The organism is Exiguobacterium profundum, from assembly GCF_042652865.1.
GTDB lineage: Bacteria > Bacillota > Bacilli > Exiguobacteriales > Exiguobacteriaceae > Exiguobacterium > Exiguobacterium profundum.
Window position 1 is genome coordinate 1,806,240 of record NZ_JBHSHG010000001.1, and the last position, 24,095, is coordinate 1,830,334.

At 47.4% G+C, this 24,095-nt stretch carries 22 protein-coding genes; 3 read left to right on the plus strand and 19 right to left on the minus strand.

Annotated elements, in window-relative coordinates:
* Window positions 1–77: 77 nt before the first annotated feature.
* From ACFO4U_RS09215 to ACFO4U_RS09225, 3 genes are all read right to left on the minus strand, one after another.
* Window positions 78–1,673 (minus strand): CTP synthase, encoded by a 1,596-nt coding sequence (locus tag ACFO4U_RS09215; protein WP_074035670.1) that lies wholly within the window; start codon window positions 1,671–1,673, stop codon window positions 78–80.
* Between the two features lie 248 nt (window positions 1,674–1,921).
* The gene (gene rpoE / locus ACFO4U_RS09220; protein ID WP_074035668.1) at window positions 1,922–2,401 is read right to left on the minus strand and encodes a DNA-directed RNA polymerase subunit delta; all 480 of its coding nucleotides are present in this window, start codon (window positions 2,399–2,401) and stop codon (window positions 1,922–1,924) included.
* An 80-nt stretch (window positions 2,402–2,481) separates the two neighbouring features.
* Window positions 2,482–3,807 carry a hypothetical protein gene (locus ACFO4U_RS09225; RefSeq protein ID WP_215243623.1) on the minus strand — a complete coding sequence of 442 codons (1,326 nt, stop codon included), beginning with the start codon at window positions 3,805–3,807 and terminating at the stop codon, window positions 2,482–2,484.
* 170 nt (window positions 3,808–3,977) lie between these two features.
* Here ACFO4U_RS09225 and ACFO4U_RS09230 point away from each other — a divergent pair, with 170 nt between their 5' ends.
* Window positions 3,978–5,276, plus strand: coding sequence for a globin-coupled sensor protein (locus ACFO4U_RS09230; RefSeq protein WP_215243622.1), 1,299 nt, complete (start codon window positions 3,978–3,980; stop codon window positions 5,274–5,276).
* A gap of 38 nt (window positions 5,277–5,314) precedes the next feature.
* Here the strand turns inward: ACFO4U_RS09230 and ACFO4U_RS09235 are convergent, their stop codons facing one another.
* The 8 genes from ACFO4U_RS09235 to ACFO4U_RS09270 all read right to left on the minus strand — a co-directional run bounded on the left by ACFO4U_RS09235 (window position 5,315) and on the right by ACFO4U_RS09270 (window position 12,919).
* Window positions 5,315–7,441: a (Fe-S)-binding protein gene (locus tag ACFO4U_RS09235; RefSeq protein WP_159562996.1), complete on the minus strand. Its 2,127-nt coding sequence runs from the start codon at window positions 7,439–7,441 to the stop codon at window positions 5,315–5,317.
* A gap of 92 nt (window positions 7,442–7,533) precedes the next feature.
* Complete coding sequence (locus tag ACFO4U_RS09240; RefSeq protein ID WP_078147689.1) at window positions 7,534–8,250, minus strand: hypothetical protein; 717 nt, start codon at window positions 8,248–8,250, stop codon at window positions 7,534–7,536.
* Between the two features lie 7 nt (window positions 8,251–8,257).
* On the minus strand, window positions 8,258–8,776 hold the full coding sequence (locus ACFO4U_RS09245; RefSeq protein WP_159562997.1) for a GNAT family N-acetyltransferase: 519 nt from the start codon (window positions 8,774–8,776) through the stop codon (window positions 8,258–8,260).
* A gap of 167 nt (window positions 8,777–8,943) precedes the next feature.
* Window positions 8,944–9,372: a hypothetical protein gene (locus tag ACFO4U_RS09250; protein WP_159562998.1), complete on the minus strand. Its 429-nt coding sequence runs from the start codon at window positions 9,370–9,372 to the stop codon at window positions 8,944–8,946.
* Window positions 9,369–9,788, minus strand: a complete 420-nt coding sequence (locus tag ACFO4U_RS09255) for a YwiB family protein (protein ID WP_159562999.1) — start codon at window positions 9,786–9,788, stop codon at window positions 9,369–9,371. The genes ACFO4U_RS09250 and ACFO4U_RS09255 overlap by 4 nt, the downstream gene beginning before the upstream one ends.
* A gap of 51 nt (window positions 9,789–9,839) precedes the next feature.
* Window positions 9,840–10,400 carry a GNAT family N-acetyltransferase gene (locus ACFO4U_RS09260; protein WP_215243621.1) on the minus strand — a complete coding sequence of 187 codons (561 nt, stop codon included), beginning with the start codon at window positions 10,398–10,400 and terminating at the stop codon, window positions 9,840–9,842.
* Window positions 10,401–10,434: 34 nt separating this feature from the next.
* Window positions 10,435–11,097 (minus strand): Type 1 glutamine amidotransferase-like domain-containing protein, encoded by a 663-nt coding sequence (locus ACFO4U_RS09265; RefSeq protein ID WP_159563001.1) that lies wholly within the window; start codon window positions 11,095–11,097, stop codon window positions 10,435–10,437.
* Window positions 11,098–11,215: 118 nt separating this feature from the next.
* A complete protein-coding gene (locus tag ACFO4U_RS09270; protein ID WP_159563002.1) occupies window positions 11,216–12,919 on the minus strand; it encodes a glycoside hydrolase family 13 protein in 1,704 nt (567 codons plus the stop codon).
* Window positions 12,920–13,132: 213 nt separating this feature from the next.
* Here ACFO4U_RS09270 and ACFO4U_RS09275 point away from each other — a divergent pair, with 213 nt between their 5' ends.
* Window positions 13,133–13,597: a GNAT family N-acetyltransferase gene (locus ACFO4U_RS09275; RefSeq protein WP_215243620.1), complete on the plus strand. Its 465-nt coding sequence runs from the start codon at window positions 13,133–13,135 to the stop codon at window positions 13,595–13,597.
* Between the two features lie 47 nt (window positions 13,598–13,644).
* Window positions 13,645–14,409: a MerR family transcriptional regulator gene (locus ACFO4U_RS09280; RefSeq protein WP_196431288.1), complete on the plus strand. Its 765-nt coding sequence runs from the start codon at window positions 13,645–13,647 to the stop codon at window positions 14,407–14,409.
* Window positions 14,410–14,418: 9 nt separating this feature from the next.
* Here ACFO4U_RS09280 and ACFO4U_RS09285 read toward each other — a convergent pair whose 3' ends face one another.
* The 8 genes from ACFO4U_RS09285 to ACFO4U_RS09320 are packed head-to-tail and all read right to left on the minus strand — an operon-like array spanning window position 14,419 to window position 23,975.
* Entirely contained in the window at window positions 14,419–15,069 is a 651-nt protein-coding gene (locus ACFO4U_RS09285) for a hypothetical protein (protein ID WP_078147698.1), read from the minus strand.
* Window positions 15,070–15,073: 4 nt separating this feature from the next.
* Window positions 15,074–15,823: a hypothetical protein gene (locus ACFO4U_RS09290; RefSeq protein WP_078147699.1), complete on the minus strand. Its 750-nt coding sequence runs from the start codon at window positions 15,821–15,823 to the stop codon at window positions 15,074–15,076.
* Window positions 15,824–15,856: 33 nt separating this feature from the next.
* Complete coding sequence (locus ACFO4U_RS09295) at window positions 15,857–16,987, minus strand: glycosyltransferase family 4 protein (protein ID WP_012727419.1); 1,131 nt, start codon at window positions 16,985–16,987, stop codon at window positions 15,857–15,859.
* A complete protein-coding gene (locus tag ACFO4U_RS09300) occupies window positions 16,975–18,300 on the minus strand; it encodes a nucleotide sugar dehydrogenase (protein WP_196431291.1) in 1,326 nt (441 codons plus the stop codon). The genes ACFO4U_RS09295 and ACFO4U_RS09300 overlap by 13 nt, the downstream gene beginning before the upstream one ends.
* A 26-nt stretch (window positions 18,301–18,326) precedes the next feature.
* On the minus strand, window positions 18,327–19,679 hold the full coding sequence (locus ACFO4U_RS09305) for a phenylacetate--CoA ligase family protein (RefSeq protein ID WP_215243619.1): 1,353 nt from the start codon (window positions 19,677–19,679) through the stop codon (window positions 18,327–18,329).
* 17 nt (window positions 19,680–19,696) lie between these two features.
* Window positions 19,697–21,040 (minus strand): phenylacetate--CoA ligase family protein, encoded by a 1,344-nt coding sequence (locus tag ACFO4U_RS09310; protein WP_196431293.1) that lies wholly within the window; start codon window positions 21,038–21,040, stop codon window positions 19,697–19,699.
* Window positions 21,040–22,068, minus strand: a complete 1,029-nt coding sequence (locus ACFO4U_RS09315) for an NAD-dependent epimerase (RefSeq protein ID WP_031422166.1) — start codon at window positions 22,066–22,068, stop codon at window positions 21,040–21,042. Before ACFO4U_RS09315 ends, ACFO4U_RS09310 begins: the two co-directional genes overlap by 1 nt.
* Window positions 22,065–23,975, minus strand: a complete 1,911-nt coding sequence (locus ACFO4U_RS09320; protein WP_214690420.1) for a polysaccharide biosynthesis protein — start codon at window positions 23,973–23,975, stop codon at window positions 22,065–22,067. The genes ACFO4U_RS09315 and ACFO4U_RS09320 overlap by 4 nt, the downstream gene beginning before the upstream one ends.
* Window positions 23,976–24,095: the final 120 nt, after the last annotated feature.

Here is a 24,095-nt window from a genome sequence, read left to right on the forward strand (position 1 = left end):
CTGCCGAAGGCGCTTTCCCTCTCATGCTTTTGACGTAGAAAAACCACGGTCCGCAATGGACCGTGGCTTTCAATCACTTATTCTCCAAGTGATGCTTGGATGAAGTCATGGAATAGACGTTGTGGACGTTCTGGACGCGAAATCAATTCTGGGTGGAACTGTGATGCCACGAACCATTTGTGTTCTGGAATCTCAATGATTTCTACGAGACGACCGTCTGGGCTCGTACCTGAGAACTTGAAGCCTTCTGCTTCAAACGCTTCACGGTATTCGTTGTTGAACTCATAACGGTGACGATGACGCTCGTATACGAGTTCTTGATCGTATGCCGCATGCGCTTTCGTCCCTTTTTCGAGCTTACATGGATAAAGTCCAAGACGAAGTGTGCCCCCAAGATCTTCGATATCTTTTTGCTCTGGAAGAAGGTCGATGATCGGATACGGTGTCGACGGATCGATTTCTGCAGTATGTGCGCCGTCCAACTTCAAGACGTTACGGGCAAACTCGACCGTCGCAAGTTGCATCCCGAGACAGATTCCGAAGAATGGGACGTTGTTTTCACGAGCAAAACGTGTCGCTTCAATCTTCCCTTCGATTCCACGCTCACCGAATCCACCTGGAACGAGGATTCCGTCCGCATCGCCGAGGATGTCTGAGACGTTTTCAGCCGTCACGTCTTCTGCGTTGACCCAGTCGATGTCGATATCCGCGTTGAACGCATAACCCGCATGTTTGAGTGCTTCCGCGACCGAGATATACGCATCACGCAATTCGACATATTTCCCGACGAGTGCGATTTTCACTTTCTTCTCAAGGTGTGTGACCGTGTGGACGAGTTCTTTCCAAGCCGTCATGTCAGCAGCCGGTGAATTGAAACCGAAGTAGTCGTTGACGAGTTGGTCCATTCCTTGTTTTTGAAGGTTGAGCGGTACTTCATAAAGTGTCGATGCGTCTTGCGCCTCGATGACCGCTTCTTTGCGCGTATCACAGAAGAGGGCGATTTTTTCACGCATGTCTTCTGGGATGTCATGCTCCGTACGAAGGACAATGATATCCGGTTGAATTCCGTAGCTGCGAAGCTCTTTGACACTGTGTTGTGTCGGTTTTGTCTTCATCTCACCTGCGGCACGAAGGTAAGGGACGAGTGTACAGTGGACGTACATGACGTTCTCTTTCCCGATGTCATTCTTCACTTGGCGAATCGCTTCGATGAACGGAAGGGACTCGATATCCCCAACTGTTCCACCAATCTCTGTGATGACGACATCGGCGTTCGTCTCGCGTCCTGCACGGAAGACACGGTCTTTGATTTCGTTCGTGATATGCGGAATGACCTGAACCGTCCCACCGTTATAGTCTCCACGACGCTCTTTCTTCAAGACAGTTGAATAAATGCGCCCTGATGTGACGTTCGCGTTTTGCGACAAGTTGATGTCGATAAAGCGCTCATAGTGTCCGAGGTCAAGGTCAGTCTCAGCGCCATCATCTGTGACGAATACTTCTCCGTGTTGATACGGGCTCATCGTACCTGGGTCAATGTTGATGTATGGGTCAAACTTCTGAATCGTGACGTTGAGTCCTCGATTTTTGAGTAGACGCGCGAGCGAAGCTGCCGTGATCCCTTTACCGAGCGAAGATACTACCCCGCCTGTTACGAAAATGTACTTTGTCATGTTTCTTTCTCCTCTCTTGAATACCAACCATCGGGAAACGAAAAAACAAAAAAAGCAAAAGTGCCCCCGAAAATGGAGGACACTTTTGCTGCATCGTTACGTGCTAAACTAGCCCATGACTAATTTACGCCAGAGACGATGCAGTCGTCAAGATATTATTTTTTCTTTTTTTCAAGTCGATGAACACGACTAAAAAAGAAAAAGAGACACGCCTAGCCGGGCGCGATGCCCGGCTTTTTTGCGGTCTCTTATAAATCATCCTCGTCTTCGATATCGAGGTCGTCGTCCAAGTCATCGTCCTTGAAATCGTCAAGGCCTTCTACTTTTTCTTCTTCGTCCTCATCATCAAATTCAGATGAATCATAGTCTTCAACTTTTGCGAATACATCCAAGTCATCCTCGATATCGACGATGCCTTCGTCTGCTTCTTCGAACTCTTCTTCGAATTCGTCAAGTTCACCACGTTGACGTGCTTCGATGACGAGATCCTCATCCGACTTATCGAATGGGTACCAAACACGAAGCGCCCAACGGTTTGCTCCTAAGTTGACGAACAACCCGTCGATGTTCAAATCGGTGTAAAGTTGTGCGATTTTTTCGAGCTCTTCCTCTTCACTCGCAAACGTATAGTTTTGCTTGATTTTTTCGCGAATCTCATCAAAAGAAACAGGCTGTTCGCCAGTTTCTTGGAGAAGTTCATAAACGAAATCAATCAACGATTTATTCATTAAAGGACACTCCTTTTCCGTCACTAGTTAAACATCACTCCTCATTATAAACAAAAGCGATATGAAAAAGCTAGGGAAAATTATGATTCATGTATTCTACTCGGACGAACTCGGAACCAGTACAGGCTGATCAATCCAATATTGAAAATCCACGTAAGTCCTAGAACACCGAACATCCATGCTTTTGGAATTTGAAACGATAATTCCTCGTTGACCGTCTGCCCAACGTACAAACCGTACCCTAACAATCCAATCATTAAGAAGGAGTACGCAACGACCATCCCAAACCGCTTCCACAGCTGCAAGAGCAAGGAAGCAAACTCCTTATTTTCCCCATATTGATCAAACAGATACGTATGGCTTACACTCGAGTACATCGTCTGCGTATACCCACTTACAAATAAGACAGGGATGAACGCAAGTGGCTCGATAAATCCTAGGAAAAAAATGAGGGAGGACACGAGTAACACGAGGTATGGGTGACGTGCGAAATCAAATATACGACTAAATAAAATCCAGCCGATGACGCCTACTAAAAATGGGACAAATACATAAAAAATGAGAACTTGAAACGAGTACAAGGCAAGACTGACAAAGACGGCACCAATTAACGTCCAACCACCGAACAATCCAATCACAAACGACAGCAATTGAACCTGACGGGTGCGACTCGCTCCAATAAAGTCTCGGGCGCGCTTTTGGTACAATAACCATCCAACATAAACGAGCAAAATAATCATTAAGCCAAATACTTCGATATAGCCACGCGCCCCTTCTAAAAGACTGAGCAGACGACTAATCAACGTAAAAACGGTGACTGCGATGAAGGCACGGAGAAAAGAACGAGTTTCAAACTGCCATGTCGCCGATTTTTGAAGCGGTAATTTCCGAACAAAAAACCATGGTAGGATCAAACTGACCAAAAAGAGAGCGATGGCCAGATTGTATGACTGTGTCAATGCATAAGAGAATATCGCAATCCAACCGACTAACATCAGAACCAACGGCCAGGAGCTTCCTTTAGCTTCTTTTGAATCTGGATCAGCAGCTGGTTTCAGTTCGTTTAATTGCGATAAAATCGTCGTCATAATCGACCCGACTCCAATTGATCCAACCCCGACTAAAAAGGCGCTCCATTCAATCGCACGCTCAAACGGGAGAACGAAACAAACGAGACCGACAACGAGTACGACCAAGGCGATTAAAAAGGTATCTTTAGAACCACGGCGTCCAATGACATAAACCCACAATAATAGACCGGACATACTGGCTACATAAAAAATCAAGAATGGAATGAGACGCCCGACACCTTCTTCGACTGCCATAATAGATAAAAATAAGATCTGCGGAAGAATTTGACTACTAAGAGCACTGACAATCGTCAATAGGACAACCATGTTTTTCATGGGATACACTCCTTACATTGAGATTGAATATTCTGTTCCTCAGTCATCCTTTCCCAGATCCATTCGTCTGCGAACCTCTTTCATAACACATTTACTTCTCAGTTTCTTCACTCTTTTGCCGATATAGAAGAGAATGACATTTTAGATATGAAAGAGAAGGAGAAAAATATATGGCACTTTTTCGTAAAACAACATCCAATCACTTCGTTGCCACTACCGGTTTTCCTGAAATCCAGACAATCGCTAAACCAGCCGACTCAAGCTTGAATGGTCGCACTCACTACATGGGATACACGACCTCTCAAGTAAAACGACTGCAAGATATGGCTCCACTCGTCGAGTCAGTACTTGACGATGTACTTGAAAACGTACTCGACCACTTAATGCTGCAACCGGAAATGGTACAGATTGCGAACGCATCATCCACAAGAGAACGATTAAAAAAGGTATTCGCCGATTATTTCCGCAGCCTACTAACAGGGAACATCGATGATAAATTCTTGGCAATGCGGAAACGAATGGGACAGACGCACCACCACTTCGCCGTGCCTGTCGTCTGGTTCTTGGCGACGTACTCGACATTTAATACGTTGCTCATCCCAAAAGTGGTTGAAACGTATCAACACGATCCTGCCCTCTTAAGTGAGTCCCTCTTAGCGTTGTCACACGCGATGAATTTAGACGCACAAATCGTCACCGAACAATACGTCAACGCCCGCCTCGATGAAATCGAGTCTGCGAATCAAGCTCGTGCGTCCCTGTTGAGTGACGTGACACGTGTCAGCACAGAAGTGGCGACTACGATGGAACAAACCGGACACGCCATGTCTGAAACGAGCAATCGTGCTCACCAAGTCCTTGCGGAAACGGAGCAAACGGAAAAAATGAGTCGTCATTTGATGAAGTTGACGCACACGAACGGAAATCAAATCGAACAGATGGAAGTAGAGTTCAAACAGTCGGCCACCTACGTCGATACTTCGCTCGATCGAATTACCGCCCTAAAAGAAGGTTCACAGGATATTGTCAGCATGACCAAGAGCATCGAACAAATTGCTAACCAAACGAACTTACTCGCCTTAAACGCTTCGATTGAAGCGGCTCGCGCAGGAGAACACGGAAAAGGGTTCGCCGTCGTCGCCACCGAGGTACGCACACTTGCGGAGAACGCAAAACAACTGAGCAGTCAAATCAACGCGCTCATTCATGAAAATGAGACGAACATCGCGGCCCTCCTCGAGCAAATGGGGCAAATGCATCGGACGAACGATGAAGCGATGCGCCAACTAAGCACCGTCAAAGCTGGTTTTTCGACCGTTCAGGAAGAAATGGGCCAATACGTTCTTTCTTTCGAACGAAACAAACAAGACCTCGGACAGATGGTCGAGACCATTTCATCGATCAACGAGACGACGCAAGGGTTATCTCACTTGACCTCTTCCCTTCTATCCACCTCTGAGATGCAGTAAACAAACAAGGCACGGTCCGCGGACCGTGCCTTCATGTATTATTGGACAACTGGTTCTGGTATCTCGATGGCCTTCAGCGAGCGATCGAGCAATTCGACGACATCGAACGTGCCGACGGTCTCATCGACTTCCTTCGCTTTTGTTCCATCAGATAACATCGTCAAACAGTACGGACATGCCGAACCGATAACAGTCGGTTTCGTCTCAAGCAACTGTTCTGTCCGAGCCACGTTGACACGTGTCCCGACTTTTTCTTCCTGCCACATGAGACCACCACCGGCTCCACAACACATACCGTTTTCACGGTTACGTGTCGCTTCGACGAGTTCGACACCCGGTATGCGTTCTAGGACGAATCGTGGTGCATCGTAAATGCCGTTATAACGACCAAGGTAACAAGAGTCGTGATAGACGACACGTTCGTTCACGTGAAGGTCTGGCTGAATCCGACCTGTGTCAAGTAACTCCGCGAGCAACTCCGTATGATGATACACCTTCACATCAGTCAAACCGAAGTCCGGATACTCATTTTTGAACGTATTGTACGCGTGCGGGTCGACCGTGACGATTTTCGTCACCCCATACTTCTCAAATAGTTTAATGTTCGCTTCGGCGAGTTCTTGGAACAGCAACTCGTTTCCGATTCGACGTGGTGTATCCCCTGAGTTTTTCTCTTCATTTCCGAGAATGGCGAATGAGACGCCTGCCTTGTTCAAGACGCTCGCAAAGCTCTGCGCGACTTTTTGGCTACGGCTATCGTAAGACCCCATCGCGCCGACCCAGAAGAGATACTCGAATTCCTCGCCTGCTTTTTTCTTCTCTTTCGCCGTCGGGATGACGAGCTCTGTATCCTTACGCCAGTTCTCGCGTTCTTTCCGATTCATTCCCCACGGGTTTCCTTGACGCTCGATATTGGCGACCGTACGCTGTGCCTCAGGGTCCATCTTCCCTTCCATCATGACGAGGTAACGACGAAGGTCAATGATTTTATCGACGTGTTCGTTCATAACCGGACACTGGTCTTCACAGTTACGGCAAGTCGTACAAGCCCAAATTTCTTCTTCCGTGATGACGTTGCCGATCAACTCGTCTGCGACGAGCATATGGCCGTCTTGCGCAGCTGCTGCGATTTCAGCACCTTGCGTGTTTTGGAACATGAGTGCAGGTGCCCACGGTGATTTTCTCGTGACCGCCGCGCCTTTCATATTCATATGGTCACGAAGTTTGACGATTAAGTCCATCGGCGACAACATCTTCCCAGTTCCTGTTGCCGGACAAACATTCGTACAACGCCCGCACTCGACACAGGCATACAAGTCGACGAGCTGCTTCTGGTTGAAGTCTTCAATCTTGTTGACCCCGAAGACAATCTCTTCATCCGACTCTTCCGCTTCTTCCATCGCTGAAAAATCAACAGGTGCCAAGCGACCGACTTTGTGCGTGCGACCGAGCCATACGTTGAGCGTTCCGGCAATCAAGTGTGCGTGTTTTCCTTGTGGGATGTAGACCATGAAGCTGAGCAAGAATAAAAGGTGCATCCACCAAAAGACGACGAATAAAGCGAAAGCGACAGAGCCCGGTACCCAAGCAAACGCTGAGCCGATGAGCGTCGCGACCGGTTCGCCCCACATTGGAAGCTCTTCTTTATAGACGAGGTAAAACCCGTTCCCGAACAATACGGAAACCATCAACCCGCCGATGAAGATGAGGGCAAGACCTGCTAAAAAGTTTCGTTTCAAGCGCACGAGCTTCTCGACGTAACGACGGTAGAATCCCCAAACGACCGCAACGAGAATCATGAGCATGACGATTTCTTGCATGAACGTAAAGATTGGATAAAGCGGACCGAGCGGGATATGCGGGAAACGTGTTCCCACCGCTAGTCCTTTCCAAATAAAATCAATCGCCCCGAATTGGACGAGGATGAAGCCATAAAACATCATGACGTGAATTGCGCCACTCTTCTTATCTTTCAACAATTTCTTTTGACCGAACACGTTGATCATGACCTGTTCGAGTCGTTCTTTGTTCGTTTGGCTCCATTCTGCCTTCTTCCCGAGCTTGATGAACGTATAACGCTGATGAACTAGCGTAGCAAATAAATATACACCATAGCCGAGGACGAGCAAGAATAGAATCCAGTTGACGATTAAAAATGTAGACATCCCCAAAACTCCCCCTTTTGAAAACGGATTCAATCTTGAATTCAGTATATCAAATGATGAATGAACAGTCATTCATTTTTGTGAAGTTCTCATCAGAAGTTTAGAAGATGTTTCAATATGAGCAATAATCCCCCATAGCTGCACACGGCCAATACGAACGTGCGGAAGTGCAAATTTCGGTCGGATGGCAGTTCAAACTTCACGATATTGAGAATCATCGCCCCGGCCACAAAGGCAAAACAGAGCGCTTCGACGTGCGCCGCCAAGTCAATCCAGCGTGAAAAGAACCCACCAAGTAAAATCCCACCACTCAACAAATAGCGTCCTTGTCGCATGTAACGTTCACCATAATGACGATTTAAGTCATGCCCGAGCGCTAAAAAGTGGACACCGAGCGCTGTCGCATAGAAACTTCTCGCAACGAACGTCACCGAGTCGGCTGTCACCACGTACGCCGAGAAGGTCATATAGGCCGTGAGGAGTGTCACCTGTAACCAATACGAAACGGCCCGGTCGACCGCCTCATCTTGAAAGTGAGGGGTACGAACGAACCGCATGGTGCCGTAAAACAACGTGAAACCGATGAGACTGACGATGTAGATTTCTGAAGGTAACGCCAAATTCAACCAATCGACACGAAGCGTGTCCTGGCGTTTGTTTAGGGACGGCAAAAGATACATGAAGAAGTACGTGATGGCGATGCCGCTCGAGAAAGAGAACCATTTTTTCGAAGGAACGGTCTCTTCCCGGAACAAATAGATGCCGAAGAAGTTAATCAGCGCCAAATAGATGATGATCCAGTTCGCCATCTCGTCCTCACCCTTTCAAGTCAATCCAAAACCGCTCGACGACTGTCCCATCTTCTTCCGTATACGGTGTGTCCGCAATGCCACCATTGTTTAAAATGACTTGACGGGAAGCTATATTTGTCCGGTTACACGTGATGAGTGCCCGCTCGATTCCAAGTTCTTTCACTTTCTCAAGCGCAAGTTGCAGTTGGATTGTGGCGAGTCCACGCCCGCGTGCGCTCGGTTTCACCCCATACCCGACATGCCCGCCAATCTTCAAGAGCGATTCGTTCAGCTCATGACGAATGTTCGTCGCGCCAAGAAGCTCCTCCCCGTCCGTGAGCCAATACGTTGTGCTCGGGACCCAACCTTTCTCTATATGTTCACGTAACTCTTTCTGACGTAACGTGTTGACATATGCCTCGAAGTCGGTCGTTTCACGGTCCACTGAAGTCGGGACGATTCGCTCATCACGTTCGTACCATTCTTGTAAAAATGCGAGAATCTGTTCTTTTTGTTCGACAGATGTTTTGATTAGTCTTAACATCACATTTCCCCCTTTAACCATTTCCATTCGCGTTCTCTGTTTGATTTCCTTGTTCCTTCATCTTAGAGAAGATACCTTCGAAATAAAATGGACGTTCTCGTCGAAGTGTGTCCCCTTTCAGGCATGAAAAAAAGTGCCATCCTGTTCAGATGACACTTTTGACATGCTTACTCTTCGAGTCCGAGCCGTTGTGGCATATGTGGCGCGAGTTGTCTCGCTTCTTCCAACCGACCTGCTTCGACGAGCGTATGGAAATGTAAAAACTGTTCATGCGATGCATCACTGATGGCTGCCAAATAATCGACGTACCGATCGTAGACCGCTTTGTCTTCTGACCGCGCCTCAATAAGTGCGATGTACAGGCGAACGGTGTCTTCCCCGTAAAGGAGCGGGAACTCATCGTTCAGTTGAAGCAATTTATCGATTGAATCGATATCGACTCCGTTTTCTTGGTCATAATGCATGATGACTTGTTCAGCATGGTCTTCAAGGCGACCGCGCCACTCTTCATACTCTTCTTCATTCGTTTCGAGCATCTCGAACCAGTCTTCGTTCAACATCTCTTCAATCTTATTTACGCGTTCTGTGAAGTTCATACGCTCTCTCCTCCTTCAAATGTCCATGTGACATGTACTTCGTATATACCCACGTTTTCTTCATTCATGGATAATTCATATACGAACGTACATGACTCTTCAGACACATCGAGTCGCGATGTCGTCGTCGCCATCGTCATCGACATATAGGCATTCTTATATAAGCTTTGCGTGAAGCGACCTTCGATGAAGGAATGGTTCATCTCGATCGGTCCTTTGCAGATGAGCGCCAATCGTTCCGGCGTGTACTTGATTGTCGTCGGGACAGTTCCGTCCTCTTGTTGTTGGTCAAACATTAAAATAAAGCCAGTCTTCAATGGATAGTATACGCCGTCAGCCGATAGTTCGATCGGCTCCGGAATGTCACTCATCCGTGTTGTTTGCTGGACACGCACGCGAAGTGGTTCAATCGCCATGCTCATCCCCCTTTCCGTCAACTCATCGTACCATATGTGGTAGGAGTCGTTCTATCGACGGTGCTTCGTTTTCACATAGACGAGATGGTCTACCCACTCATCATTCTCAAAAATAAATCCCTCTCTCGTGCATTCATACGACATGCCGACGCGCTCTGCGAGACGAACGGATGCCTCATTGTCGAGATTGATGTGTGCCTCGACCCGTTGAAAATTTAAGTCGTCAAAGGCGATGCGCATCGCTAAATCGACCGCCTCTGTGCCATATCCGTTTTGCCAATGTTGGTTATGGATGGTATACCCGACCCGACCCCAATGAAATCCATCTCGCGCCAATGTCGAGAAATCCACCATGCCGAGATGTATCCCATCTTCAAGCCGGAAAATCCCAAAGACATGCGCACGGTCTTCATGTGCGAGTGATTGGTGTGTGTCGACTAGCTGACCGAACCAAACGGACGTACAGTCGCTCATATCTAATTTCCCTGGGTCATATACATGTTGTGAAACGAGACGATTTGTAAAGCCGCTTAACCATGTGTCATAATCTCGTTTCTCTAACGGTCGTACGATGATTCGATTTGTTTTTCGATGATACGTAAATGGATTCAATCTCTCCTGTCTCCTCCCTATTACTTTTATACAGTCAGAAAAACTTCTTCCACTTTCCTTCCGAAATCACATCGATCTTCCCTTCGTTTACACGAATCGCGGTCTCGTCGTCAATCGCATAGGCCGGCGACTGTAATGTCTCCGCCCATTCTGCAGCATCTCGTGACGTGTTCTCCGGTAACATTTCGTGGTCGAGATGAGGAAAAATCGAGAAGTCGACAAACCCTAATGTATCATCACTCTGCTCGTCGGATGCGCGCCATCCGACAAACGCTTCTCCAATTCGTGGTGTCATCACCATGCTACCTGCACTCAATCCGACGTAGACGCCTTTCCAGGACGGGAGCAGCGAGGCTACCCCGGACTGTTTCATCCAATGGTAGAGAAAGAGCGGATCGCCCCCATTCACCAATAATACGTCTGCCTTATCAAACGCCGGTCTCCACACCGACTCATCGATACTCGGGAGTGCGCTCAGTTCAAGCACCCCAACCGACTTCCAGCCCAACTCACACATCGGCGTCGAGAAATCTCCGTTGAAAAAGTTCCATGCGTGTTTCGTTCCCCCGTTCAACGCATAAATGGCTGTTGGGATACAGAGTGCATTACACTCTTCAATCGGCTTGCCCAATAATTCCAAAAGTGCCTGCTTGATGCTCTCGTTTTTAACGCCAGCGGACGTCAATAGTAGTTTCATTTGTTTCCCTCCTTATTGAATCTTTTCTAAAGCATTCTCATCATCCCCGTGCATCCCCTTTATTCATATTAAAAAGACCGTAGTCGACTTCTCGCCTACGGTCTTCAAACATGAAAGATTAGCTAATTTTATACACGCGACCTTCGAACGGTTTCAAGTGAAGGAGCGATGATTCCGCATCGCCTTCAACCGGCATGTTGCTCAAGACGACATCTTGCGCACGAAGTGTCTGATCCATATCAAACATCGTCTCTTTCGCCGTCAAGTTCGTGACGACGAGGTACTGCGTGTCACCGAGCGTACGCGTATACGCATAGACTTCCGGGTGTTCCGGCAAGACGACATCATACGCCCCGTAAACAAACGTCTCATTATCTTTACGAAGTTGAATCATCTCTTTATAGAAGTTAAAGATTGAGTCCTCATCTTCAAGCTGTGATTCGACGTTGATATCCGTATAGTTCGGGTTGATGCCGACCCATGGCTGCTCTGCGAACGTGAATCCGGCGTTCGGGGCATCACTCCACTGCATCGGTGTCCGCGTGTTGTCGCGTGACGAGTTCCACGTGATGCGCATCATCTCGTCATGACTCTTCCCTTGCTCGACACCAATATAGTAGCGGTTGCGTGTCGCGATGTCATCATATTGATCGATCGAATCGAATTTGACGTTCGTCATCCCGATTTCTTGACCTTGATAGATAAACGGCGTCCCTTGCATGAGGAAGTACATCATCGCAATCGACTTCGCGCTTTCTTTCCAGTAACGCTCATCGTCTCCCCATTTCGAGACCGTACGCGTCTGGTCATGGTTTTCGACGTAAAGGGCGTTCCATCCATCGGCCTCAAGTCCTTTTTGCCATTTCGTCAACACGTTCTTCAAGTGAACGACATCGAGTTTCGAATCGGCATCTTCACTCCAAAGGTCCATGTGTTCGAATTGGAAGACCATGTTCATCTTCCCTTCCTTTTCACCGACCCATAGATGGGCATCGTCAGGTGAGACGCCGTTCGCTTCACCGACCGTCATGATGTCATGTTTATTGAACGTCTCGTCACGAAGCTCTTCTAAATAGTCGTGAATTCCGTCCACGTTCATGTGCATCTCGAACGACGGTACAAAGTCGAGGTCGTTCGGGTTTGGCAAGTCGGCGAACGTCGGATTCTTGCGAATATGGCTGATTGCATCGACACGGAATCCGTCGATCCCTTTTTCGAGCCACCAGTTGATCATATCGTATACCGCTGTACGCATCTCAGGATTTTCCCAATTGAGGTCCGGCTGTTTCTTCGAGAAGACATGCAAGTAGTATTGCTCCGTCGTTTCATCGAATTCCCAAGCCGAGCCACCAAAGATCGATTCCCAGTTATTCGGCTTCGACCCGTCCGGTTTTCCGTCGCGCCAGATATACCAGTCGCGCTTCGGATTGTCTTTTGAGCTCTTCGATTCAATGAACCAAGGGTGCTCATCCGACGTATGGTTGACGACGAGGTCGAGCAACAGCTTCATACCGCGCTGATGCACTTCGTCCAATAAGCGGTCGAAGTCTTCCATCGTACCGAACTCGTCCATGATATCTTGATAGTCACTAATGTCATAACCGTTATCATCGTTTGGCGATTTATACATCGGGCAAATCCAGATAACATCAATACCGAGGTCTTTCAAATAGTCGAGCTTATCAATGATTCCTTGAATGTCTCCAATTCCGTCCCCGTTCGCGTCATAAAAGCTACGCGGATAAATTTGATAGGCGACGGCTTCTTTCCACCAGTTGCGTTTAAGCGTTTGTGTTTGTTGTTCTCGTTGTAAAAGTTGCATGTGATCTAGATACTCCTTATCCCAAAACTCACTGCTCATCATTTATACTTATCTTATTCGTGCTGTGAACTTTATATCATTAGCGCAATCGTTTGCACGATGCAATAAATTTATCTTACCAAAAAACATTCGATGATACAAAGATGTTTCATCAGCATACTCAACGTGTACCCTACACGATTTTGAAAAGAAATGAAAGCGAGGTGCTTCATCATGTTTCGATTTGCCACAATGGAGGATTTTTCAGCAGTCGATCAATTGATTTTAAAGAAAGCAAAAGAGTTCCAAGTAGCCGGAAAGTCGCAATGGGTCAAATATTTAGAGCCGAGTCGTTCCGACTATGTCCGTCACGATTTGACAAACGGGACGGTGTTTGTCTACGAACGAGATCAGCAAATCGTCGGTGCCGTCAGCCTGATTCCTCCGACTGACTGGGACCATAATCTATGGGACGACCCGGACGGTGCCGTCTACTTGCATCGACTCGTCACGGACTCGAGTGCAAAAGGTGAACGCATCGGGGAACGTTTGATGCAGCATGCCTTAGCAAACACGTCTTCGACCATTCGATTGGACTGTGTTGCCGATAACGCCTTCTTAAATAACTACTATCCTCGGTTCGGTTTCCACTATATCGGCGAACGAAATGGATTCTCACTGTTTGAAAAAAAGGCTTGACCTTGACGTGACGTCAACCTTTACGCTTTGACTAAGGAGGTGAAGGGATGTATTCGATTCAACAACTTGCGTCACTCGCTGGAACGACAACGCGAACGCTTCGACATTATGACGCAATCGGTCTTCTCATTGCGAACCGTGACGCCAACGGCTATCGGCGTTATTCTTCGCGCGATGCGGAACGGTTGCAACTCATCTTACTCTATCGCACGCTCGATGTTCCTCTCGATCAAATCGGAGAATTGCTTGATTCAACGACGTTCAACCGGATTGATGTGTTGAGTGGACATATCGAGGCGTTGCGACAGAAAGCAGCCTATTTCGCTCAGCTTGCCGAGACGGCAGAAGCGACCCTCACCTCACTCAAAGGAGGGATTCCAATGGATGACAAGTCATTATTTGATGGATTATCTTATGAGGAGATTCAAGCTCACGAGGCGAAACATCAAGAGGAAGTGCAGGAACGTTGGGGAGAGACTTCAGCTTACAAGACAGCACAAGAACGTGCGCAGAAGCGATCGAAAGCGGACTGGGAACGCATCAATCAAATGCAACTCGATTTGATTGCGCCACTCGTTGATTTATTTCGTTCACAAATCGCAATCGATGACGACCGAGTTCAATCGATTGTGAAAGACAATCATCTGTTCATCGACACACACTTTTACGACTGTTCACTCGATATGTTCAGTGGACTCGGACAGATGTATGTGACGGATGAACGATTCACCGCATTTTATGATCGCTTCGAGCCGGGGCTCGCTGCGTATTATAACGAGGCCATCCAATACTATTGTATCGCTAACAGTTAAGTCCAAGCCTCAGGCTTGGACTTTTTTTCGTCGCTCGGTGTCTTCTTGCGGTCCTATTTGAAGATGTTTTTGTAACATCGGGAGACTCGTCGCCAAATAAATATAAGGGAAGGTCGAGAAGTTGTCCGTTCCACCTGTATAGATTACTTCACTCGTTAGTGGGGTCCATCCTTTCTTCGTCCACTGGCAAAGTCGAACTTCTTTTCTCGATGTGTGGTTATGGAATCCCCAATATGCTTCTCGTTGTCCCACTGCCATCGATGGGGTGATGGTTAAGATGGGACAGTTCATTTCTTGTAACAATCGTTCGTTCATTTCCGCAACTTCGTACATGATGATGACGTCCGGTTGCAGGTGTCGAATCGTATGTTCCGCTTTTTTATCTTGTAAGGAAACGACACGCGTCATACGCTGTTCCGGAATCGAATCGTCACAGAAAGCATACCGCGACTGCAACTCCGCGATTCGTTCTCGACTGAACCGCCGCATTATGGGAGTCAGGAAGGAAATGTACGATTGTGTCAGAAGTTCTTTCCACGTGTTGACATGAGTCGGTGTCGGACCATCTTCCATGATCACATGTGTGACGCCTAAATCCCGTATCGCTTGATAGACAAGTGTTGAACTCCAGTGGTCGCCCGTGCAGAGTACAACTCGCATTTTCTCATCTCCCTCCACTTTGGTTTGCGGTTTGACGCATCTCTCGGACCGCCACATCAAATGAACCAAACATTTGTTGAATGTCTTTTAATGTCGGACGATTGCCCTTTTCTTTTTGCCACACTTCATAACCCCATGGTGAGAGAGCGGTCAAATGTTCATCTGCCTCGTGTAGCGCGTCCATCATTTGCTTCTCCGTGAACAGCTCTCGCGTTGAGATGCCAATCTCGTCTAATGCTTGGGACCAAGACCCGAAACGCCTCACCACTTTCGTGATACTCGGACGTTGGTTCTGCTTGGCCCATTTGGCATAAGCGGTCGACGTTAATGGATGAAGCTCTTCATTGGCATCAAGTAACGATTGGATGATTTCACATTTTTGATCGAACGAGATGATACTCTTCAAATTCGCCTCAATCAGTGCCACTTTCCACGATCCGAACTGAATGACGACCTCTGTCAACGTCGGTGCATCATTGGTCATGGCCCACTTTCGATAATCGGCACTATTGAATGAATCATGCTCTTTCGCCGCTTCACGAAGCATTTGAATCATTTCTTTTTTTGTGAACCGTGGCGTTTGCTGTTCCAACCCAGCCAAACGCAGTACATTCGACCATGATCCGTACATTTCCAATAATTCCACCACGGTTGCCCCGCCGTGAATCTTTTGCCATTTCTGATACATGTAGATGGTGAGGCGACCGTCCGAAGAAGCCTCTTGTAAGTGATCAATCAGTTGTTGCTTTCCCATGTCGCCTCCCCCTTACGTGATTGACGTATCGGTTCATCCCACTTCACGGCTACTAATTTGTGCGAACAGGTGAAGTTGACGACTTAAAATTTTCGTTTCGTCAAATTTTTCTTCGACCACTTCGCGACCACGTTGCCCGAATGAATAACACTGTTCAGGATGTTCAATGAACCAGCGCATCGCCAAGGTCAGTGCCTCAGGTCGACCGACCGGAACGAGAAAGCCGGTTTCCCCATCCGTGACTTCTTCTCGACAGCCACGGATATCGGTAGCGATGACAGGTAATCCGGACGCCATGGCTTCAAGAATAGAGCGTGGCAATCCTTCACGATAAGAGGGAAGTAAAAAGACGTCGTGTGCTGCAAATAAAGAGGGGGTATCCCGAACGAATCCGGCGTAATGAATCTGTGGATTTTGGGCTAAATGCGCCTCGACTTGTTTCGCCGTCTCTTGATCACGTTCACTCGTCATCAACTCTCCAGCAATCGTCAACGTCGCGTTCGGATAGCGTTTCGTCAGTTCATCGAACGCCTGAAGTAAATCTAGGATTCCTTTTTCTTGAACGAGCCTTCCGACAAACAAGAACTTTAAATGTTCTGGGGAAATGTGTTTCTCTGTCGGATAAAATCGATTTAAATCAATCCCGTTTCCGAGATGCATCAATCGTTCGTCCTCTTTGAAATGTCTTGTTTTAGCGAGTGAGTAATCTTCCTCGCTTTGGAGCAACAACCAATCGGTCGCTAATGCCGCGAGTGATTTCTCTAACCAGAAGACGAGTTCGTATGCGATTCGACCCATTCGTTCGTGGAAGTAAAATCCATGTGCGGTATAGAGAATATGTGGTGTCCTGGCAATGCGGGCCGCAACTCTTCCTAACGCTGCGGCCACCGGGGTGTGGACGTGAATGGCATCATATTTTTCGCGGCGCAATAACCTCACCAACTCTTGAATGGTCTGTAGATTACGCTTCGGGCTAAACTTTCGATCGATTGGCAACGTATGAATGACCCATCCTTCGTCCCGAAGACGATCCGTCCGATCACCGTAAGCACACGCGACGTCGACTTCGTGTCCTTCCGCCTTCAGCGACTCAATGAGAGGACGTAGCAACACATCCGCTGTCATATCGACAGCGCAGAACTGGAGAATCTTTAAAGGCGCCATAAGTGCACCTCCTCCGGCTTCATCGCGCGATCGAGCATGCCTTTCAAGTCAATGACGATGCCACGACCTAACTTCAGCTGGCGTTTCGCAATCGTCCAACCCTCTTGAACGAATTCATCGTGAGACACGGCATAGATGACGACATCCGCTGGTTTTAAGTCACAGTATGATTTGACATCGATTCCATACTCTCGTCGTACCTCTTCCGGATCGACGAGCGGGTCACACACTTGCACTTCTAAGCCGAACTCCTCGACCTCTCGAATCAAGGAAGCCACTTTCGAATTTCGGATATCACTGACGTTCTCTTTGAAGGACATCCCGAGGACCGTTACGCGCGATCCGAGAATGGCCATGTTTTGACTAATCATCGTTTTTATCAATGATGTGGCGACGAAACGTCCCATCGTCTCGTTGATTCGACGACCTGCTAAAATCACTTCCGGATGATAACCGAGCATTTCAGACTTCATCGTCAAATAGAATGGGTCGACGCCGATACAATGTCCACCGACTAGACCTGGTCGGAAGTTTAGGAAGTTCCATTTCGTCCCGGCAGCCTCTAACACCTCGAGCGTATCGATGTTCATGCGATCGAAGATGATGGCCAATTCATTCATCAACGCGATGTTCAAATCTCGCTGTGTATTCTCGATCACTTTGGCCGCCTCAGCCACTTTAATCGAGGAAGCACGATGAACGCCGGCATCGACTACCGTCTCATAAACAGCCGCTACCACATCGAGTGTTTCTTCATCCTCGGCAGCTACGACTTTTTTGATTGTGCGGAATGTATGCTCACGGTCGCCTGGATTAATTCGTTCTGGAGAGTAGCCGACTTTAAAATCAATCCCGGCCCGGAGACCCGATGTTTTTTCAAGTAATGGGATACACTCTTCCTCTGTCAGTCCCGGATAGACCGTAGATTCGTATACGACAATCGTGCCCGGTCGCAAATGCGCTCCAACAGCACGAGTCGCGCTACAAATCGGTCCTAGATCTGGTTGATTTTGATCATTGATGGGTGTCGGCACAGCCACGATAATGAAATCCGCCTCTTCAAGTTTGGCGACATCCGTCGTATATAAGACCGCTGCTTGCTCAAGGTCTACTGATTCAACTTCTCGCGTGCTGTCGAGATGAAGGGTAAGCTCATTGATACGCGTTTCATTGATGTCTACTCCGATGACGTCTCCTACGCCACCTAGCGCAACAGCGACAGGGAGTCCGACATATCCTAATCCGACTACAGCTACGTGACGATTGGCAATGGTTTTTCGTGTTGTACGTGATTCTGAGATGAGTTTATCCATGTCCATCTGCCTCCTGAGATTCGGAATTATGCGGTTTTATCAATCACAATGACTTTTCCATTCGGTCCCCGAGGAATTGATTGCACGGGGGTCAACGTAATCATGACCTCTTTACCGAACAGTAGTTCCAACTCGCTCCTCATAATCTCTTCATGTTCTGGCTTGAAGCGTTCCAGATCCGGGACGTATTTTAGTTCGATATGATACAAATCATGTTGCCGATACTGCGTTTGGATAACCGAGTTGGGTAATACTCGGACAACGGTCGTCAAATCCCCTTCATAGATTTTTTGTTTGTTTGGAGTGAGTACATAATTGCTTTCGCGTCCCTCAATGGAAGTGACGAACGTTCCTCCCTGTCCACAAGCACATGTCCCCTCTCCAATTTTCATCCGATCGCCAATCCGGTAACGGACGAGCGGTGTCCCATGGGTCGTAAAACTCGTCACTAAAATTTCTTCGTGATCCCCATACGACTCGATCACGCCTGTTTCGTGGTGGAGATGCATATTCCCATGGGTACATTCCGTTAAAATCGGTGCCCCCTCAGAAGACGCGTACTGATCAAAGACCGGGGCATTAAACGCCTCTTCTAAGATGGCTCTTCCTTGAGGCGTAATCGTTTCGGCTGTCGGAAAAATAGCCATTAATTGAAATTCAAGTGGAATCTGATTCTCTTTGATGTATTTTGCGATTTCAATCATGGCAGACGGTGCACTGTCTAATACAATTGGTTTGAATCGATTTAATGCGTCGATGTAATGAGGGATAGTCTGAGGATTGACATGATAGAGCGAGAACAGCATCTGATTGAGCGGTCGATTGTAGCGCCAAAATACAGGTTTTTCTTGATTCGGATTACAAATTTTCCGTCCTGTGAAACTCGCTCGTTTCATTCCTCTGGTAAACCCGTGTTGCGCTTTGAAAAAGTCAACGTGGGCCATACGTCTTTGATAGTCTTCTTTCGTGAAATGGACTTGCAAGGACGTCCCTGTCGTTCCACCGGTTCGACCAAGAATATCTGTTTTGATGTTAGAATGGATGTCCGGATTTTTCCTAACTGTTTCTTTTTCGAGGATCGGGATGCGCTTCAACTCTTCCATCGATTGAAGGGGAAGAACAATCTCGTTTTCTTCAAACAGTTTTTGATAATATGCATTGTGCGTCGCACAAAATTCGAGAAACGCATTGAGTCGCTTCAATTGATCGGCTGCAACGACTGCCCCATCTTTGGGACGATTGGCTAAAACGACTAACTCACGCTCATATGTGCGTCCATACCGTTCTTGCCATAGTTTCATTCCATACAATGTCGTCATCCATTGTTGTAATCGAATCGGTGATTTCATGTATAAATCACGAAGCGCAAACCCTGCCATGGTGTAGTCTCCTCTCGCTAAGTGTAGAGTCGTTTCACGACTCGGACTTTTCCGTTCTTTTCTTTCTTGATGCTTTTCACATCTCGTAAAAGAACTTTCATTCGTGAAGTAAACAGACGCTCGACTTCTTTTTGGAGCGCGATTTCATGTTCAGGCTCAAATCGTGCTTCATCCTTCACGTACAGCATCTCAATTTCGTCTATTTTGTGTTGCAACACTTGAATTTGAATAATAGAGTTCGGTAGTACGCCGACCGCTGCGGTCAAATCTCCTTCAAACACCTTATAGCCTTCCGGCGTCTCAACATAGTTCATTTGACGACCATCGATTGACTCGATAATGGTGTCCTGTCGACCACATGGACACATCGCTTCACTGAGGGTCATCCGATCGCCAATGCGGTAGCGAATCAGCGGTGTTCCGTGCGTCGTGAAACTGGTGACGAGCGCCTCTCCAAATGCATCCGTCTCGATGATTCCCATCTCAGGGCGTAAGTGCATCTTCCCGCACTCACACTCCGTAACGATAGGAGCCCCTTCCGAAGAAGCATATTGATCGTAAACCGGCGCTTGGAACATCTCTTCTAACAACAAGCGTCCGGATGGTGTGAGCGTCTCCGAGGTCGGAAATAAAGCCACCGGTCGGAACGATAATGTCTTTTGATGGGTTTTCAAATATTTTGCGATTTCAATCATATCGGAAGGTGAACCGTCGAGTGCGGCCGGTTGAAATTCGTTCAACGAATCGATGTAGTGTGGAATCGTCGTCGGATTCGAATGCACGACCGAGTAGAGCATTTGCTTCATCGGGGCATTATACCGCCAATACACCGCATTCTTTTGATTACCTGGACAAATCATCCGTCCTGTAAAACTAGCTCGCTTCATCCCACGGCGAAAACCATGTTGTTCTTTAAAAAAATCGAGATGCGCCATTCGCATTTGATAATCGTATTCGGTGAAACGAACCTGAATCGATTTACCCGTCGTCCCGCCCGTCATGCCGATGATCGGGGCATGAAGGTTAGAAAAGATGGTCTCATCCGTTCGAAGCGTCTCTTTCTCCAAAGGGGGAATCCGCTTAAAGTCTTCTAAGCTCTTTAAGGGTAAGGTAACCCCGTGTTTTTTGAAGAGTCGCTGATAGTACACGTTGTGTTGATTACAAAACTGTAGGAATTGATTCAAATGATTGAGTTTTGCATCAGGTGACGCTTCATTTGGAGCACGTCTCAGTCGCTCCAATTCCTGCTCATAATACTGACCGTATCGCTCCCGATATAACTTGATTCCATATAAGGAAACCAGCCAATTTTGGAGGCGAATCGGTGAGTGTGCATAAATCCGATCCTGTAAAATCCCCATTACTCGATGCCCTCCTTCAACACTTGATGATAGGCGATGTACCAGTCGATAAACGCGTTTACGCCATCGCGAATCGACGTCTGTGGTTGAAAGTCAATCGATTCATACAAAGAGGAGGAATCGGCAAAACTCGCGGGTACATCTCCCGCCTGAAGTGGTAACAAGCGGAGGATGGCCTTTTTCCCGACTCGCTCTTCGATCGTCCGAATAAAGTCCATCAAGGATACCGGTTGCTGATTTCCAATGTTATAGACACGAAACGGAACGTCACTCCGGTCAGGTAGAGGATGTTCATAGTCAAACTCCTCATCTGCCAACGGTGCGATATCCATAAGTCGGACAATCGACTCGATGATGTCGTCGATGTATGTGAAATCTCGTTCCATCTCACCATAGTTGTATACATCGATTGGTTCGCCTTTTAAAATCGCCTCCGTAAATTTGTAAAGTGCCATATCGGGACGCCCCCATGGCCCATAGACGCTAAAGAATCGCAACCCCGTCGTTTTTAGACCGAACAAATGGCTGTACGTATGAGCCATCAACTCATTCGCCTTCTTCGAAGCCGCATACAAGGATAGCGGATGATCGACCGGGTGTTGTTCGGAAAATGGCATCGCCTGATTTGATCCGTAAACCGAGCTAGATGAGGCATAAATCAATTGCTCTACTGGATAGAAGCGACAAGCCTCCAAGATGTTCAAGAAACCAACGATATTGGATTGAATATAAGCATCTGGATTTTCTAGACTGTAGCGCACACCGGCCTGAGCCGCCAAATTGACCACGACTTGGGGTTGGTTTTTTTCGAAGACACGCGTGATTGCCATCTTATTTTCGAGGGCATCACGATAGAGTTTGAAACGAGGATGCGTCAACACATGAAGTCTTGATTCTTTTAATCTCGGATCGTAATAATCATTGACCACATCGATCCCGATGACATGATGTCCTTCTTTTAGCAACCGTCGAGCTAGATGAAAACCAATGAACCCGGCCACTCCGGTCACGAGAACTGTTTTTTTCATAACGACTTCCTCCTTTGCGTTGACTCGTTGACTCGCATGCGTACCGGTTCGATTTGTGGCGCAAAAATACTTTCCATCACTTCTTCTGGCAGTTCGTTGTTTGCGACAAACAACAAGAAAGAAGTGAGTCCATTCGATTGATCGAGTAGATATTCAATCGTTTTCAAAATCGGATCAACCGATTTAAAGGGTCTTGTACAACCGACGAAAATCTTTTCATATACTTGATTCGTATGTTCGCTCGTTGCGAGCAGTTCTTCGAACAGCTTCTCACCAGGACGAATGCCACTGAAATGAATCGGGATTTGTTCGAGGGTGAAACCGCTCAGTGTAATCATCCGTTTCGCCAAGTCCACAATTTTGACGGGATTCCCCATATCTAGTACGAACACTTCGCCCCCATTTGCGCGCACGCTTGCTTGAATGACGAGGCGACTCGCTTCCGGGATGGTCATAAAGTATCGGGTCATCTCTGGATGCGTCACCGTAATGGGTCCGCCCCGTTGAATTTGTTCTTTAAAGAGCGGAACGACGGAGCCACGACTTCCTAAGACGTTGCCGAAACGAACGACCGAGAATGTCGTTTTGCTGTGGCGAGCCTGCTGTTGGACAATCATTTCTGCTACTCGTTTCGTGGCACCCATCACGTTCGTCGGATTGACCGCCTTATCCGTAGAGATCATGACGAACCGCTTCACTTCAAAGAAATCGGCGGCTTCGACCATATTCTTCGTTCCGTAAATATTGTTTTTCACTGCTTCTCTCGGATTGTCTTCCATGAGCGGAACGTGCTTGTGAGCTGCCGCATGATAGACAACGTCCGGTCGATACTGATCAAACACTTCCATCACCCGCGCCCGGTCTTGGACGTCACCGATGACGGGACAAATCTCTGTATCAGACCCGAGTAAGCGGAGTTCGCGATCGATTGCATATATGCTATTCTCGCCATGTCCAAACAGGATGAGTTTGCCAGGATTGAATTTCATCAATTGACGGCAAAGCTCTGAACCAATCGAGCCTCCTGCACCGGAGATGAAAATGGTTAATCCACTCAACGTTTGAGAAATCTCCGAAACATCGAGCTGAACCGGTTCACGGCCGAGCAAATCTTCGATGGCCACTTCTCGAATCTCATTTAATGAGACTTTTCCGGATGCGAGTTCCGCAAGCATTGGCAGTGCATGGGATTCGACGCCTGTCTTCTCAATTCGTTTCAAAAGTTGTACTCGATTTCCGTATGGAAGAGAAGGAATGGCCAACACAACCACTTCGATATTCAGCTCTTCAATTTTGCGTTCTAATAAATCGATTGAACCGATGACCGGTGTCCCGTGAATGTAGAGACGGTGAAGCAATGGATTATCATCCAACACCCCAACCACATGCAGCACATTCGTTCGATGCTCTTTCAGTTCTTTAATGATTTTTTGACCCGATTCCCCACCACCGATAACCAAGGTAGCTTTTCCATTCGACACCGGTGCGTGAAATCGGAAAAACGATCGTGTCCTAGCGACGAGTCGGATAAATAACATTCCGTTAAATGCGAGTAAGCTTTGAATAAAAATTGCTTGATAGGAAAAGCCATCCAATAATACGTATGATGCGAATAAGACGAACGTGTCACTCATGACCAACACAATCGCCAGTAATTGCAATTCACGCATCGATCCGTATCGCCAGTCGATTCGGTATACCCGAGTCACCCATCCTAAAATGAGAAGAACGAGCGTCTTCAATCCGAGGATCGTGATCAAATCTAGCGGGTCAGATGTTACCGTCGGATCATTTGCAAAGAATAGGTCAAACGTCACGAAAATCGCGAGCCCTGCAATCGTGATATCGAGTAACATCAAGAGCGCATTTTTTCGATCAATGGGAGACCGAACAGTTGGAGTACTCATCCTTTCACCACCTTCCATCCCAATCAGCTTCGAGTTGATGCTAGATAAGTACCCGTTCAAGATTCACAATCCAAAAGAAAAGAATAGCTTTTTGATACGAATGACATTTCGTCATGAAAC